We start from the raw sequence: 13,589 nt of genomic DNA, 5'->3' as shown, positions 1-13,589 counted from the left end.
CCTCGACGTCGTTCCGGCTCCGCGACAGCTAAAGCCACAGCCACAGCCACAGGCGACAATCTGAATGGGGGGCAACCATGCCGTACGGGGTGAGCCGGCGAGTTTCGGCTTGCGTCGGGGCCGTTGCGACCATTGTGGCCGCTTCGTTGTCCGGTTGTGGTGTGTCCCCGGGGAACGGCGAACCGCCCTGCCTTCCGCCCGCATATTCGGTGACCCCGCCCAGTGCCAAAGCGGGCGACACGGTGACCGTCCAGGCGCCAGATGCTGACTGCAATCCCCGGTACGGCAAGGGCGCCCGCATCCAGGTCACCCTCACGGATGCTGCCGGTATGAAGGTTATCGAGACCACAGCCCCTATGACTGACGCCGGCGCCTTTACCTATACCTTTGTCGTCCCCTCGACTGCAGCAGCCGGAGCTGCTGCAGTCGAGGCTGTGCCTTACGGCGTCGATTGGTGTGACGATACCGGCAGGAACAACCGTGCCGATGGGACCGGGGCTACCCTCGAAAGGACGTCGTGTGCTGCACGAACCGAGCCGCTTAATATCGTCCGCTAACCACAGGAGAATGGTGCACCAATGACAGCCCGCGATACCCGTTCCGTCGGCGCCCCGTGCCGGGTGGACACTTTCCAGCCGGATCCCCGTGCCGCCATGGATTTTTACGGCCCGCTCTTCGGCTGGAGTTTCGACGATCCCGCGCCGATGCCGTCCGGGCTCGAGGGGCGACTACTTTACGGCGCGTCTCCGCGGGCAGCCGGTGGCCGGGATTGGCCAGGCGCCGCCGTTGTCCCGACCTTCGTGGAACACCCACGTCCGTGTCGAAGCCATCGGGCCAAGTCTCGTCCGCGCTGAGCAAGCCGGCGGCAGAGTCTTGGCCGGACCTTTTGGCGTCGGCTCGGAAGGCGCCCTTGCCGTGGTGGCCGATGCCACCGGGGTGCCATTTTTCCTGTCGGAGCCTGGCCGGGGCGACGATGCCGTGCTGGCCGATGTACCGGACTCATGGGCGATGAGTTCGCTGCACACGACGGATATCGACGCAGCGGCGTCGTTCTACGGCACCATGTTTGGCTGGGAACTCGATTCCGTGCCGGACGCCGGCTTCGCGCTCTGGCGCCTCTCGGGTGAAATCGTCGCCGTCGTGTCGGCGACGGACGGCGTTGCAGTCCCTCCGCACTGGAGCGTCAATTTCGCTGTCCGCGACGCGGACGCCCTGGCAGAGCACGCCGTTACCCTGGGCGGCACCATCGTTCTGGCACCGATGAACACGCCGGGTTTTCGCAACGCCGTGATCGGCGACCCGCAAGGCGCGTTCATTGCGGTCAGCGCACCGGCAGGCTGACACTTCCTGTTTGTCGATTGGAACAATCTCGACCGGGACAGTGGGCACAATGGAGGCGTGACTTCTCCGCTCCTCCCGCCAGCCGCCGGACCCAACCCGCCCTTCGCTTTGGACGCTATTGGCGCGGGACTGGCCTTTGCCGCGTCGCTCTGGGAGCTGGCTGACGCCCTGCGTTCCGGAGGGCCGGGCGGGACTGCCGTGGTCCAGGCACCTCCCGGAACGGGCAAGACAACCCTCGTTCCGCCGTTGCTCGCCAACATCGCATCCGCCGGGTCCGATACCGCAACGTTTACCGCCGGACGGAAAGGCCGCAGCCCGCGCGTCGTCGTGACCCAGCCGCGCCGTGTCGCGGCGCGGTCCGCGGCACGACGATTGGCTGCCCTGGAGGGCAGCCGGCTCGGAGACCGCATCGGCTACACGGTCCGCGGCGAACGCATCTGCGGCGCGGGCACCATGATCGAGTTCGTCACGCCCGGCATCCTGCTGCAGCGGCTGCTCTCAGACCCGGGACTGGAGACTGTGGAGGCCGTGATCCTTGACGAAGTGCACGAGCGCGGTCTGGAGACCGACCTGCTCCTCGGCATGCTCGCCGAGGTCCGCGAGCTGCGCGGCGACCTCATGCTGGTGGCCATGTCCGCCACACTGGATGCACCGCGCTTCGCCGCCCTTCTCGGGGCGGGCAACGGGGGGAACGACGACGGCGGCGGCCCGGCGCGCGTCGTCGACTGTCCTTCCGCGCTGTTCCCCCTGGAAACCCGGTGGGCACCGGCCGGCGTCGCGCGGCTGGACACCCGAGGCGTGACCCGCGCGTTCCTGGACCATGTGGCGGACACCGCTGCGGCAGCACATGCCGAAGCCCTCGCGGAGGACGCGGACGTGGACGCCCTGGTTTTTGTGCCCGGCGCGTGGGAAGTGTCGCACGTCGCGGCCCGCCTCCGCAGCCGGGCGGATGCAGAGGTGCTGGAACTGCACGGCCAGGCAAGCCCGGCGGAACAGGACCGTGCAGTGTCGGGGCGGGAACCCGGCGGCCGTGCAAGGATCATCGTCTCCACCGCACTGGCCGAATCCTCCCTGACCGTCCCGGGAGTCCGGCTCGTCGTTGACTCCGGCCTGTCCCGCGAGTCTCGGCGCGACACGAACCGCGGCATGTCCGGCCTGGTGACTGTGTCCTGCTCCCGCGCCTCCGCCGTGCAGCGCGCCGGACGCGCGGCACGCCAGGGCCCCGGCCGGGTGGTCCGGTGCTATGACGAGAAGACCTTCGGGGCAGCCCCGGCCCACCAGATCCCGGAAATCGCGGTGGCTGACCTGACCGGAGCGGCTCTGGTCCTGGCCTGCTGGGGATCACCCGGCGGACGGGGCCTGGCCCTGCCTGACGCCCCGCCTGCGGCGGCAATGGCGGAGGCGGTTGAGGTCCTCCGCGAGCTGGGTGCCGTGGGTCCGGACGGCCTCGCCACCGAGCTGGGCAAGACCCTGGCACGGGTTCCCGCCGACCCGCGCCTGGCCCGCGCCCTGCTCGACGGCGCCGCAACCGTCGGCCACCGCGCCGCGGCGGAGACCGTCGCCGTCGTGGCCGGTGACCAGCGTGCCCCGGGCGCTGACCTGACCCGGCTGCTGGCCATGCTGCGTTCGGGCAACGATCCGGCGGCCCGGCGCTGGAAGGAGGACGTCCGGCGGATGGAAACGATCGTCCGCAACGAACGTGCCGCCGTCGGCAAATCCCAAGCCATTCCTCCGGTGCCCGCCGAGGAGGCCGTCGGGTTCGTCGTCGGCCTCGCTTTCCCGGACCGCGTGGCGCACCGCGTCCCGGGTGCGGGGGAACGGTACCTGCTCTCGTCCGGCACCCGGGCCGGCCTTCCGGCAGGCAGCCCGCTGTCAGGCCATGAATGGCTGGCGGTCGCTGAGGTTTCACGTGCGGAAGGCCGCGATGCCGCGGGTACCGGCGCCGTCATCCGTTCTGCCGCGCCGCTGTCGGCTGACACGGCGGAGGCCGCGGCCCGGCACCTGATGAGTGAAACCGTGGAAGCTGGATTCGACCAGGGGCGGATCAAGGCCCGGCGCGAACGCCGGTTGGGTGCAATCCTGCTTTCCTCGACGCCGGTGCGGCCGTCAGCCGCAGAAGGACGCGCAGCAGTGGCCCGGGCGCTGGCGAAGGAAGGGCTGGGAACCATCGGATGGTCGACGGCGGCGGACACCTTGCGCCGCCGTCTCGCGCTGCTGCACCGGGAACTGGGCGGACCCTGGCCGGACGTTTCCGAGGAAGCGCTGTTGGCCCGCCTTGACGACTGGCTGGCGCCCGAACTTGAGGCGCTTGCCGGCGGGAAGGCCACGGCCGGCATCGACCTCACCGATCCACTGCGGCGGCTCCTGCCTTGGCCCGATGCCGCCCGGCTGGGAGAACTGGCGCCGGAGACGCTGGAGGTGCCGAGCGGCTCGCGCGTCAGGATCGATTATCCGGACGCCGAGCACGACGACGGCAGGCCGGTGGTGGCGGTCAAGCTCCAGGAATGCTTCGGCTGGGCGGAAACACCGCGGCTGGCTGGCGGACGGGTCCCGGTGCTGTTCCACCTACTGTCACCGGCGCGGCGGCCGCTCGCGGTAACGGATGACCTCGCGTCGTTCTGGTCCGGGCCGTACGCGCAGGTGCGGGCCGAGATGCGCGGCCGCTACCCCAAGCATCCGTGGCCGGAGGATCCGTGGACGGCGCCGGCCACCGCCCGGACCAAGAGCAGGATGTAGCGCTGCCGCCGGCAGTGCGGGCTCATTCGCCGGTGATGCGTATCCCGGCCACAGCCCCGGTCCAGGGGCCGCCGGGGTCCTGACGCGTCAGATGGACTCCGACGTATCCGGGCTGCAGTTCCACGACCTGTGACACCACGCCTGAGCAGTCCAGAACGAGCGCCGGCAGACCCGTCCCCGTCAGGGGATCCTGGGAAAGTGAAATCTGGACCTCGTCGATGCCCACGCAAGCCGCCGCGACCGTGTGCGTACCGGCGGCGTCCTCGTAGGCACACCCGGCCAACGACACGGTGAGCACAGCCCGCACTGCAGTACTGCGGCACGGCCCCGTTCCCCCACGACGTGACATGGGCCGAGTCTACGGTCCGTTCGCTCAATGGCAAGTCAGACCTGCCCTGGTTGCGCAATTTCCTGCGCCGCGACAAAAGGGCCAAGACGCCGTCCCGAGCGGTATGTCAAAAACCTTGACCGGCGATACTTACCGATATATCGTTAAGTATCGCCGATGGTCGGCGACAGCAAATGGCGTAAGGAGGATGCCCTCATGAGAGGCATTCACGACAAATTTTCAGACAACGGCCCGGAACGTGGACGTTTCGAGCGCGGCCGCAGCCGCCGGGGACCCCACGGGCACGGCGGCGGTTTCGGGAAGGGCTTCGGCGCGGGTTTCGGCGCTGGCTTTGGGCCGGGCTTCGGGCCCGGTTTTGGACCGGGCGGCCCGCGCCGAGCGAACAGGGGCGATGTCCGCGCCGCCATACTTTCGCTCTTGGCCGAAGCACCGTCCAACGGGTACGGCCTGATCAAGACGATCGCGGAGAAGACGTCCGGCGCCTGGCGTCCGAGTCCGGGTTCCGTGTACCCGACGCTGCAGCAGCTCGTCGACGAAGAGCTCATCACGCCTGTCGGTGAGGGCCGGCGCACCGAATTCACACTCACCGATGCCGGCACCGCATATGTAGCCGAGCATGCCGAGGAGCTGGGGAACGCGTGGAACACCGATCCCGAGGGAACCGGGCCCGCCTTTCATCAGAGCGTCGGCAAACTCATGGGCGTCATCCACCAGTTCCGGGTCGCGGCCACCGACGAACAGCGTCTGGCCGCCGTCGAAAAGATTGATGAAGCCCGCCGGGCGCTGTACCTGATCCTTGCGGAGTGAACCCGTCCAGGACATGAGGGGCCATGTGAGGTAACTGATACACACCGGAAACCTTGCGTCGTTGCGGCGAAACATTGCACGGTTAGGCTCAGTCCTACCTGGACACAGCGGTCCACGCAGCGAACGGAAGGACACACCATGATGACTCTTTTGAGCACTTTGACACTCTCCCTTCATTCCGGCTGGAAGGATAAAGATCCGCATGCCGGCGGGGCAGGTTCCATGGGCGCTTTCCCGAGCGGACAGCTTTCATCCACCCCCTGGGAAGGGTGGTGGCACGACGAACCGTAGCCCCTGCAGGCCAGGGCCAGCATCTCCCTCTTGAAGTTCAGCCGCTTCAGGGTGTCGAATCGTCTTACAGAGGCCGCATGGCGGCTCACGACTAAGACGCCTGGAGTTGCTCATGTCGGTAAAAGGCTCAAATGGCCGGGCCAAGAGCCCGGCCCGCGGCACCTCTGATTCCCGGCGGGCGGACGCCTCCGCCGGGGCTCCCGCCGATTCGCCGGAGAGAGTCCGCAACGTCGTCCTCGTGGGCCACTCCGGTGCGGGCAAGACGATGCTGGTGGAAGCGCTGCTGGCAGCGACCGGCGTCATCTCACGGATGGGATCGATCACGGACGGGAACACCGTCAGCGACGCCGAGCCCTCCGAGGTGCACCAACAGCGGTCCGTGGTGCTTTCCGTTGCCCCGCTGGTGGTGGACGGCGTCAAGGTCAACCTCCTCGACACGCCGGGCTACGGTGATTTCACCGGCGAACTCCGCGCAGGACTTCGGGGAGCGGACGCGGCTTTGTTCGTGGTCTCGGCCATCGACGGCATCGACGCTGCCACCACGGCACTCTGGGCCGAGTGCGACCAGGTCGGGATGCCGCGGGCAGTTGTGATCAGCCGGCTGGATCATCCCCGCGCGAACTTCGAGGCCACGGTTGCCGCATGCCAGCGCTCGTTCGGCGACTCCGTGGTGCCGGCCTACCTCCCTGTGCGTACCGGTGAGGCAACCACCGGGCTCCTGGCACTCCTCTCGCAGACAGTGTCGGACTATTCCGCCGGCTCCCCGACTCCGCAGGTCCGTCAAGCCGGCACGGAAGAGCTCACTGCGGCCGAAGGCGCCCGCGGCACCCTCATCGAGGGAATCATCTCGGAGAGCGAGGATGAGACCCTCATGGACCGCTACCTCGGCGGTGAGGAGATCGACGTCGGCTCGCTCGTCAGCGACCTGGAGACCGCCGTCGCCGGGGGAACATTCTTTCCGGTGCTGGCAACGTCCGCCGAAACTGGCCTGGGCCTGGCGGAACTGCTGGAAATGCTGACCCGGGCGTTCCCTTCCCCGCTGGAACGCAGCCTGCCGCAGGTAACCGGCCTTGCCGGCGAACCGGCTGCACCACTGGAGTGCGATCCCGCAGGACCCCTGGCAGGCGAGGTGGTGCGGACCACCATGGATCCGTTCCTGGGCCGCGTCTGCCTGGTGCGGGTCTTCTCCGGCACGCTGCGGGAGGATTCCGCGGTACACGTCAGTGGCCGGGGGCTGGCCGAGCGGGGCCACGAGGACCATGACAGCGACGAGCGCCTCACCCACCTCTACTCCCCGGTGGGGTCCAGCCTCCGGCCGGTGCCATATTGCGTGGCGGGGGATATCTGCGCGATCGCCAAGCTGGCGAATGCCGAGACCGGCGACACCGTATCCGCCAAGGAGGCGCCGCTTCTCGTTGTTTCGTGGGACATGCCGGAGCCGCTGATGCCCGTGGCGGTGGAAGCAGCAACCCGCAGCGACGAGGACGCCCTCGCCAAGAGCCTGGGAAAGGTGGCCGCCGGAGACCCCACGCTGCGGGTGGAACGGAACCCCGAAACCCATCAGCTGATCCTCTGGTGCATGGGTGAAGCCCACGGCGAAGTGGTGCTGGACAGACTGCGCGAGCAAGGGGTCAAGCTGCAGACCGTCGACGTGATTACGCCGTTGCGGGAAACGTTCGCGGCGCCGGCCTCGGGCCATGGACGCCACGTCAAACAGTCCGGCGGCCACGGCCAGTACGCCATCTGCGACATCGATGTGGAGCCCCTCGACCGGGGCGCGGGCTTCGAGTTCGTCGACAAGACCGTAGGCGGGGTCATTCCGGGGCAATACATAGGTTCCGTGGAGAAGGGCGTCCGGGCCCAGATGCAGAAAGGCGTGTCAGCAGGATTCCCGGTGGTGGACATCCGGGTGACGCTGACCGGCGGCAAGGCACACAGCGTCGACTCCTCGGACGCGGCGTTCCAGGCAGCGGGGGCGCTGGCGTTGCGGGAGGCAGCGGCTGCGGGGCGGATCCAACTCCTCGAACCCGTCCTGGCCGTGACCATCAGTGTCGCTGACGACTACGTGGGGGCGGTCATGAGCGACCTCTCGTCCCGCCGCGGCCGGCTGACCGGAACCGTCTCGGCCGACGGCAGCGGTACCGAGATCAGCGCTGAGATACCGGAGCAGGAACTGCTGCGCTACGCGGTGGAACTGCGGGCACTAACTGCCGGCACCGGCCGTTTCCGGCGCACGTACCTTCGCCACGAGCCCGTACCCCCGAACATGGCCCACACAGCACCGAGGCAGTGAGTTTCCAGCTTTAGGAGCTGTGTGATCTCAGGTAGGCCGCCACCGGGGCTGCCACGGAGGCGCCGATCTCCCCGGCATCGCGCTTCTTGCCCGCAACCGCAAAGGAGTGGTCGCCGCCGTCGTACCACTTGAGGGTGGCCGTGGGTCCGATCCGGGCAACTACACCTTCCAGGAGTTCCGGAGTGGCAAACGTGTCACGCGTTCCCTGCATGAACAGCATCGGAAGGGTGAGGCCGTAGAGGTGCTCATCGCGCAGTTTCTCCGGCTTCCCCGGAGGATGCAGCGGATAGCCGAGGTAGACCAGCCCGGCTGCCGGCATTCCCTCGGCGACAGCCATGGACGCCATCCGTCCGCCGAACGATTTGCCGGCCGCCCACACCGGACCGGCGTCGGAGTGTGCAGCGGCCCTCGCGCCGGCCTCTTCCATGGCGGCCCGCCAGGTGGCGATTGCGAGGGGCGGCCGGTCCGGGAACTTCCGCCCGGCTTCGCGGTAGGGGAAGTTGAAGCGCAAGGTGGCCACGCCGTCGTCGTTCAACGCATTGGTAAACCCGGCCATGAAGGGGTGCTCCATCCCGGCGCCGGCCCCGTGCGCGAGGACAAGCGTGGCGAACGGGTTGTCCGGCCGGGCGTAGAGCCCGGAGACCTGGAGATCGCCGACGCTGATGGTTAAGGGGGACTCGGATACGGGCATGAGTCCATGATGCCGGAATTACCTGCGCAGCCGGCACACGGAATCGCGAAGGTACCCGCTAACCCGTGCCCGGAGCGTGGTCCAATGAACGGGCTCAGCCCAGGGCCGGGGTGACCCGCAGCCAGATGAACTCCTGCGGCCGGAGAGTGATTCCGTCGCTTAAGGCGACCGGGCTGCCCGTGACGATGTCCACTGCCCCGGCCGCGAACCCGGAGAGTGTCTGCGCCGTGATGCTCTGGTGTGAGTCGCTGAAGTTGGCGAGTGCCAGGACGAGGGATCCTTCGCCTGGCCTCTGGTAGCCCAGGACACCCCGGTTGTTGGTAGTGAAAGGAACCAGCCGCGTTCCGGCAAATTCGGGAGTAGCGGCCCGCACGGAGAGCAGGGTGCGGAGCCCTTCGAACACTGCGCCCTCGGGCGTCGTCCGGTCGTGGCGCTTCGCGTACCTCTCGCCAGGGTAGTGGGGACGGTGCACCCACCTGCTGTCCGTGCCGTGGCCCTCTTCGAGGGCGTAGCCGTAGTCATTGAGCTGCCCCACTTCATCGCCAAGGTACAGCAGGGGGATCCCGCCGGTGCTGAAGGCCACCGAGTGGGCGAGCAGGATCCGGTCAACCGCCTGGCCGGTGCCGTCCTCCAGCCCGCAGAGCGACGCCGTCGTGCCGGAGATGCGGCAGTCACCGGTCCGAGGGTTGTCCTGGAAGGGAACGCCGCGGGCGAAGCTGCCCGGGAAGCGGTTCACGTAGAAGGAATTCAGGAAGCGGCGGTGGTCGAAGCCGTTGATGCCCAGCTCCGCGGCGTCCTCGTCCGCGAACGTCCAGCCGATGTCGTCGTGGCTCCGGACGTAGTTGACCCAGGACGTCCCGGCCGGGATGTTGTGCCGGCGCTCCAGCGCCTGCGCCAGCAGCGACACGTCGCGGGTGGCCATCGCCTCCCAGATCAGGGCCATCTGCAGGGGGTTGTAGGAAAGCTGGCACTCGGCGGGGTCGATGTACAGCGCCACTTCGTCGGGGTGGACGATCGCCTCGGATTTGAACAGCAGCGATGGCGCGGCGAGACGGCAGACGGCGTTGAAGGCCTGCAGCAGGGTGTGGGCCTCCGGCAGGTTTTCGCACGGGGTGCCGAGCCGCTTCCAGATGAAGGCCACAGCGTCCATCCGCAGGATGTCCACCCCCTGGTTGGCGAGGAAGAGCATCTCGCCGGCCATGGCCCGGAAGACATCCGGGTTGGAGTAGTTCAGGTCCCACTGGAACGTGTGGAACGTGGCCCACACCCAACGGCCGTCCGGCATTTCGATGAAGGAGCCGGGGTGGTCATCCGGGAAGATCTCGCGCACGTTCTGTTCGAAGGCGTCCGGCATGGTGCGGTCCGGGTAGATCCAGTAATAGTCGCTGAACTCCGGGTCACCCGCGGCCGCGCGCCGGGCCCACTCGTGTTCATCAGAGGTGTGGTTGAAAATGAAGTCAACCACCAAGCTGATGCCGTTGGCCCGCAGCTCGGCGGCGAGGTCCCGCAGCTGTTCCATGGTCCCGAGCTTCGGGTTGACGTCACGGTAACTGGAGACGGCATAACCGCCGTCGGAATGCGGTTCCGGCGCCAGGAACAGGGGCATCAGGTGCAGGTAGGTGAGGCCGAGCTCCTTGAAGTAGGGGATCCGGGCACGGACTCCGTCGAGGTCCTCGGCATAGCGGTCAACGTAGCAGACCCCGCCGAGCATGTTGTTCGACAGGAACCATCCACTGTTGCGCTCCCGTTCGGCGTCCAGTGCCTTGAGCTCAGCCGGGCGGTCGTTCCAGGAACGGGCCGTCTGAAGCACGAGTGCCGTCAGCTGCTCCTGGAAGTCCGGTCTGCTGCCGTACAGGGCATGGAAGAGCCGGTACAGGTCCGGGAAATGCCGGTCGAAACGGTGGCGGACGTCGGAGCTGTCCTGACCTTCCGGCATGAGGTCCGCCTGTGCGCCCAGGGCGCTCAGTGCGTGCTGCCACAATGCCTGGTCCACACCAGCGGCTTCAACCATGGAACGGGTCTCCTTCGACGATTTTCGCGGGCACCCGCGGGGGCAACCGGCCAGTTCACATCCTGACAGACCCGCAGGCGCGTGCCCAGTGAACGGGCCCAAGTTTCTTCGATTCGGACCCCAGCTACTGACGGAGTGGAGCGGGCGGGGTAGGTTGTCACCATGGCGAGCGAATCCACCACCCTCACCGTTGACGGGCCGAACGGTCCCCGCGACATGCGGATCTCGAGTCCCGGCCGTGTCCTTTGGCCCGACCTGGGCCTGACCAAGCTGGACCTTGCACGCTACCTGGCGGACGTGGGAGACGCCTTCATCGCGGCGAACGGCGGCCGGCCCGTGGCGCTGCAGCGGTTTTCGGACAATGTGGACGGCGAGCAGTTCTTCTCCAAGAACCCGCCGAAGGGCACACCGGACTTCATCCGGTCGGTGAAGGTGGTCTTCCCGAGTGCGCGCTCGCATCCCATGCTGGTCCTGGACGAACCGGCCGCCGCCGTCTGGGCCGCCCAGATGAACACCGTGGTGTTCCACCCCTGGCCGTCGCGTGCCGACAACACTGACAACCCCGACCAGTTGCGGATCGACCTGGACCCCCAGCCGGGCACCGACTTCGACGACGCCATCCCCGCAGCCCTGGAGCTGAAGGACGTGCTCGCAGAAGCCGGACTCATCACGTTCATCAAAACCTCGGGGAACCGCGGACTGCACGTCTACGCCCCGGTGGAGCCGACACGTGAGTTCCTGGACGTCCGCCACGCCGTCATCGCTGCCGCCCGTGAACTGGAGCGGCGGATGCCGGACAAGGTCACCACGGCGTGGTGGAAGGAAGAACGCGGCAACCGCGTGTTCGTGGACTTCAACCAGGCGAACCGCGACCGCACCATCGCCGGCGCCTACAGTCCCCGTGCGCTGGGCCACGCCCCCGTGTCGTGCCCGATCAGCTGGGACGAACTGGGCGGCGCCGACCCCAAGAACTTCACCATCCTCACCGTCCCGGACCGGCTAAAGACCGTCGGAGACCCATGGGCGGACATGAAGGATAAACCCGGGAAGATCGACGTGCTGCTCGAGTGGTGGGAACGCGACGTCGGCGCCGGGCTGGGGGAGCTTCCGTTCCCTCCGGACTATCCCAAGATGCCCGGCGAACCTCCGCGGGTCCAGCCCAGCAGGGCTCGCAAGAAGGACTAAACCCAGCCGGGCCGCGGCGCCTGTCGGGCGGCAAGGCGGCTATTCGAACCGGGACGGGTCACCCATGCCCCGCCGCACCACTTCCGCCGATCCGCCGGAGAAGTCGATGACGGTCGTCGGCTCCGCACCGCAGTCGCCGGAATCAACCACCGCGTCCACCACGTGATCCAGCCGCTCCTTGATCTCCCAACCCTGGGTGAGCGGTTCCTCCTCGTCGGGCAGCAGCAGCGTGCTGGAGAGCAGCGGCTCGCCCAGCTCGGCCAGCAGCGCCTGGACCACAGCGTTGTCCGGGATGCGGACGCCCACGGTCTTCTTCTTCGGGTGCAGCAGGCGCTTGGGCACTTCCTTCGTGGCGGGAAGGATGAACGTGTAGCTGCCCGGCGTGACTGCCTTGATGCTGCGGAACACATCGTTATCGATCTGGACAAACTGGCCCAGCTGGGCAAAATCCTTGCAGACCAGGGTGAAGTGGTGCTTGCTGTCGAGCTGCCGGATGGAACGGATCCGGTCCAGGGCGTCGCGGTTTCCCAGCTGTGCACCAAGGGCGTAACAGGAGTCGGTGGGGTAGGCGATCAGTCCGCCGTTCCTCACCAGCTCCACTATTTGTCCGATCGCGCGGGGCTGGGGATCGTCGGGGTGCACGTCAAAGTATCTGGCCATGCCCTGAGCTTATGGCCCGGCGTTGATTTCTGCACGGAGGGCCGCGCCGCTGCATGGTCAGCGGGCGTGGGGCATACGGCTTCGTCGTCGATCAACCGCCCGCCGCCTCGTCATGATGGATCCGTTCCGCACGGGAGCCCAACGGCTCGCCGCTGCCGCCCCATTGCAGGGCGATGATCTCGGCCCCGATCGATACCGCAGTTTCTTCGGGAGTGCGTGCCCCCAGGTCCAGGCCGACGGGGCTGTGCAGTTTCAATAGTTGCTCGTTGCTCAATCCCGCAGCGCGAAGCCTCTCCATCCGATCGTTGTGGGTGCGCCGTGAGCCCATCGCCCCGATATAAGCGACCGGAGGACCGCGAAGGGCCGCTTCAAGGACCGGGACATCGAACTTGGGGTCGTGGGTCAGGACACAAATCACGGTCCGCTCGTCGAGGAGCCCCCGGGCGAGCTGCTCGGAGAGATAATGGTGCGGCCACGCACGGACCACCTCCGCGGCGTCGGGAAATCTCGCCTGGGTGGCAAAGACGGCGCGGGCGTCACAAACGGTGACCTGATAGCCCAGGAAGGTGCCCAGCCGTGCCAGGGCCGCGGCGAAGTCGATGGCCCCGAAGACGAGCATCCGCGGCCGCGGCGCGTAGCTGGCGAAGAACACGGACATGCCGCTATCGAGGCGCTCGCCGTCAGGACCGTACGTCAGCACCGAATTACGGCCGGCCGCCAGCAGGCCCTGGGTGTCGTCGCCGACGGCCTGATCGGCCCGCTCCGAGCCGAGCCCGCCTTCGAACCCGTCCGGCCGGACCACGAGGTGGCGACCCAGCCAGCCGGGATCCGGGTGCTCTATCACGGTGGCAACTCCCACCGGGCGGGATGCCTCGATGTCCTCACGGACCCGGCCCAGCCCCGCGAACGACTCCTGCGAAATTGGCTCGACAAACACCTCAATCGTGCCGCCACAGGTCAGTCCGACGGCGAAGGCGTCGTCGTCGCTGACGCCGTAGCTCACCAGCACCGGGCGGTGGTCTGCCTGTACCTGTGTGGCGAGCTCATAAACGGCACCCTCAACACAGCCGCCCGAGACCGAGCCGAAGACTTCGCCGGCGGCCGTGACCAGCATGGAAGCCCCAGGGGGCCTGGGTGCTGAACGGAAGGTCCGCACCACGGTGGCCAACCCTGCGGTGCCACCCTGCTGCCAGCCCGGCATCATGGCGGCGAGTACGTCACGCAT

The 13,589-nt window shown here is 67.7% G+C and carries 10 protein-coding genes; 5 read left to right on the top strand and 5 right to left on the bottom strand.

Annotated elements, in window-relative coordinates; genetic code table 11:
* The first annotated feature begins 873 nt into the window (after nucleotides 1–873).
* Nucleotides 874–1,341, top strand: a complete 468-nt coding sequence (locus ASF98_RS24940; protein WP_235506099.1) for a VOC family protein — start codon at nucleotides 874–876, stop codon at nucleotides 1,339–1,341.
* A gap of 57 nt (nucleotides 1,342–1,398) precedes the next feature.
* A complete protein-coding gene (gene hrpB, locus ASF98_RS20590) occupies nucleotides 1,399–4,077 on the top strand; it encodes an ATP-dependent helicase HrpB (RefSeq protein WP_055806066.1) in 2,679 nt (892 codons plus the stop codon).
* A 22-nt stretch (nucleotides 4,078–4,099) separates the two neighbouring features.
* Here hrpB and ASF98_RS20585 read toward each other — a convergent pair whose 3' ends face one another.
* The gene (locus tag ASF98_RS20585; RefSeq protein ID WP_156372490.1) at nucleotides 4,100–4,426 is read right to left on the bottom strand and encodes a hypothetical protein; all 327 of its coding nucleotides are present in this window, start codon (nucleotides 4,424–4,426) and stop codon (nucleotides 4,100–4,102) included.
* 195 nt (nucleotides 4,427–4,621) lie between these two features.
* Here ASF98_RS20585 and ASF98_RS20580 point away from each other — a divergent pair, with 195 nt between their 5' ends.
* Complete coding sequence (locus ASF98_RS20580) at nucleotides 4,622–5,233, top strand: PadR family transcriptional regulator (RefSeq protein WP_055806061.1); 612 nt, start codon at nucleotides 4,622–4,624, stop codon at nucleotides 5,231–5,233.
* Nucleotides 5,234–5,636: 403 nt separating this feature from the next.
* Nucleotides 5,637–7,817 carry an elongation factor G-like protein EF-G2 gene (locus ASF98_RS20575; protein ID WP_055806058.1) on the top strand — a complete coding sequence of 727 codons (2,181 nt, stop codon included), beginning with the start codon at nucleotides 5,637–5,639 and terminating at the stop codon, nucleotides 7,815–7,817.
* A 10-nt stretch (nucleotides 7,818–7,827) separates the two neighbouring features.
* Here the strand turns inward: ASF98_RS20575 and ASF98_RS20570 are convergent, their stop codons facing one another.
* Both ASF98_RS20570 and ASF98_RS20565 read right to left on the bottom strand, forming a co-directional pair.
* A complete protein-coding gene (locus tag ASF98_RS20570; RefSeq protein ID WP_055806054.1) occupies nucleotides 7,828–8,508 on the bottom strand; it encodes an alpha/beta hydrolase family protein in 681 nt (226 codons plus the stop codon).
* Between the two features lie 94 nt (nucleotides 8,509–8,602).
* Nucleotides 8,603–10,519 (bottom strand): amylosucrase, encoded by a 1,917-nt coding sequence (locus ASF98_RS20565; RefSeq protein ID WP_055806052.1) that lies wholly within the window; start codon nucleotides 10,517–10,519, stop codon nucleotides 8,603–8,605.
* Between the two features lie 162 nt (nucleotides 10,520–10,681).
* On the opposite strand from ASF98_RS20565, the gene ligD reads away from it, so the two are divergent.
* Complete coding sequence (gene ligD / locus ASF98_RS20560) at nucleotides 10,682–11,704, top strand: non-homologous end-joining DNA ligase (protein WP_055806049.1); 1,023 nt, start codon at nucleotides 10,682–10,684, stop codon at nucleotides 11,702–11,704.
* Nucleotides 11,705–11,743: 39 nt separating this feature from the next.
* Here ligD and ASF98_RS20555 read toward each other — a convergent pair whose 3' ends face one another.
* Both ASF98_RS20555 and ASF98_RS20550 read right to left on the bottom strand, forming a co-directional pair.
* The gene (locus ASF98_RS20555) at nucleotides 11,744–12,364 is read right to left on the bottom strand and encodes an L-threonylcarbamoyladenylate synthase (protein ID WP_055806046.1); all 621 of its coding nucleotides are present in this window, start codon (nucleotides 12,362–12,364) and stop codon (nucleotides 11,744–11,746) included.
* A gap of 91 nt (nucleotides 12,365–12,455) precedes the next feature.
* Entirely contained in the window at nucleotides 12,456–13,589 is a 1,134-nt protein-coding gene (locus ASF98_RS20550) for an XdhC family protein (protein WP_055806043.1), read from the bottom strand.

The sequence above is a fragment of the Arthrobacter sp. Leaf337 genome, assembly GCF_001423745.1.
Taxonomy (GTDB): Bacteria; Actinomycetota; Actinomycetes; order Actinomycetales; family Micrococcaceae; genus Arthrobacter.
This window is presented reverse-complemented; position numbering and strand designations above follow the sequence as displayed.

Bases quoted from the DNA above. Each gene is read 5' to 3' on its own strand.
- ASF98_RS20550 (WP_055806043.1), bottom strand. From the start codon at position 13,589: ATGCGTGACGTACTCGCCGCCATGATGCCGGGCTGGCAGCAGGGTGGC.
- ASF98_RS20575 (WP_055806058.1), top strand. From the start codon at position 5,637: ATGTCGGTAAAAGGCTCAAATGGCCGGGCCAAGAGCCCGGCCCGCGGC.
- ASF98_RS20580 (WP_055806061.1), top strand. From the start codon at position 4,622: ATGAGAGGCATTCACGACAAATTTTCAGACAACGGCCCGGAACGTGGA.
- ASF98_RS20565 (WP_055806052.1), bottom strand. From the start codon at position 10,519: ATGGTTGAAGCCGCTGGTGTGGACCAGGCATTGTGGCAGCACGCACTG.
- ASF98_RS20555 (WP_055806046.1), bottom strand. From the start codon at position 12,364: ATGGCCAGATACTTTGACGTGCACCCCGACGATCCCCAGCCCCGCGCG.
- ASF98_RS20585 (WP_156372490.1), bottom strand. From the start codon at position 4,426: ATGTCACGTCGTGGGGGAACGGGGCCGTGCCGCAGTACTGCAGTGCGG.
- ASF98_RS20570 (WP_055806054.1), bottom strand. From the start codon at position 8,508: ATGCCCGTATCCGAGTCCCCCTTAACCATCAGCGTCGGCGATCTCCAG.
- ligD (WP_055806049.1), top strand. From the start codon at position 10,682: ATGGCGAGCGAATCCACCACCCTCACCGTTGACGGGCCGAACGGTCCC.